Annotated in this window: 1 protein-coding gene; it reads right to left on the reverse strand. The window is 35.9% G+C overall.

Annotated features, from left to right (window positions below; translation table 11 throughout):
• Nucleotides 1-84 precede the first annotated feature (84 nt).
• Nucleotides 85-1,827, reverse strand: coding sequence for an adenine deaminase C-terminal domain-containing protein (locus AB3X49_RS22905; RefSeq protein ID WP_367964947.1), 1,743 nt, complete (start codon nucleotides 1,825-1,827; stop codon nucleotides 85-87).
• Nucleotides 1,828-1,845 lie beyond the last annotated feature (18 nt).

Raw genomic sequence — 1,845 nt, forward strand, 5'->3', positions numbered from 1 at the left:
TATTATTTGTTTTTGAGGTGATTCTATTCTTATGCTGTAAATAATAAATCCCCTATAAAATTGATTTTTATAGGGGGGTTATATTTAACATTTAATCGGCGTAGCAAGTACCTTACTACTTTTCACATCATATAATCCTATAGGTGTTACCCGTATAAAAGGCAAGTGCGTCGCAGAAAAGAATAAAATCGTAAATGCTGGATCATTATAAGTGTATCCTCGCTCTTGTAGTAATTCCACCATTTTTTTCTCTTTCTGTATTAATTCACTCATTTTCAAATTAGACATAATCCCGAGCAATGGTAATGCAATTTCGTGTAACACTTCATTTCTTTCCGCTATTACCATTCCCCCGCCAAGCTCTTTTACTCTATGAAAAGCTGTAAGCATATCTTCTTTCCTTTTTCCAATAAGAATGATGTCACCTGTACCGGAATAAGAGCTAGCAAGACCTCCTAATCCATTCGCAAAACCTTTCACAACTGTATTCACTCGCCAAGTGCCATCACGAGCAATCATCATAAGGAAACATTCATCATGCTCAATAGAAAGTTCTTCACCGTTTAAGTCGATTTCAGTTACATATGGTTTTGAAATAACATCATTTAATAATTTTATACCTGTTGTTTCAGAAAAAATCATATCTTCTTTCTTTAAAGACCAGTCTAATGATAATGGAGTTACTTTGAATTTACTCCAGTCTATATGTAATGATGCATTTTTGTTTATTCCGTCACGCTTCATCCATTTCCCCTTTGCAATTACACTTATTGGAATCGGATTTTCTTTACTTTCCAAAATATTAATATTTGCAATTCTTCCTGTCGCGATCGCGCCGTGTAAATGCTCCATATTATAATAACGAGCAATGTTATAGCTTGCCATATTATAGGCATCAATTACTGGTATTCCTTGCTTTATCGCGATTTCTATCATCCTATTCGTCATTCCGTTTTCATAAAATGACGGATGTGAACCATCTGTTGTGAACATGAATCTATCAAATTGCTTGACACCTAATTCCAGCAATTCTTTCAGTAAAACTTCTAAATCTGGACGGATAGAAGAGTTTCTAAGAGTAACGGTGTAACCTTGCATAAGGCGTGTTAATGCTTCCTGTCCTGTCATCGCTTCATGATCGCAATCAGCACCTAGTAACTTTAACTTCGCTAACGTTGATTCAGACGCACCGGGAAAATGACCTTCTACTTTTTTCTGTAACCGCTTTGTTTCCTGCACCCAATTTAACATTTCATCATCGCCATGTAATAGTTTCGGCCATGCTGTTAACTCGCCGCCCTGAAGAACATCTTCATGCTTCAGCCATTCCATTATTTCTTCACTATTAAATAAAGATTCCCCATTCTGTAGTTCAGTCTGTCCATCGAAACGACACCACCAATACATACTTGCTGGAATCTTTTTAAATTCATCTAATAAACGAAACGCTACTTCCCGTTGTAATGTGAAAAACAAAGTTAAATTATCATTAATGAAAGTTGTTGTACCAAATTGCATCGCATGATTTGCTAAAGTTTCAGGATTATATAATTGATATGGATGTGCATGCGGTTCTATGTAACTAGGAACTACATACTTTCCATCACAATCAATGACTTCACATTCGTGTAGTTGCTCTGGTAGTTTTTCTCCTACATATATAATGCGGTCATCATAGATCCAAATATTTGCTTGCACCCACTCGCGCATATAGGAATTTAAATATGTTGCATTCTTGAATAAAATGTGCGGGCTTCTTGTGCCATCTATTACTTCAACATGTTCTCGTAATTGTGTGTTACCCCATCTAAACTGATTTTGTCCCAATGTATTTCACTCCACATC

This window comes from Bacillus sp. C30 (assembly GCF_040838255.1).
Taxonomy (GTDB): domain Bacteria; phylum Bacillota; class Bacilli; order Bacillales; family Bacillaceae_G; genus Bacillus_A; species Bacillus_A mycoides.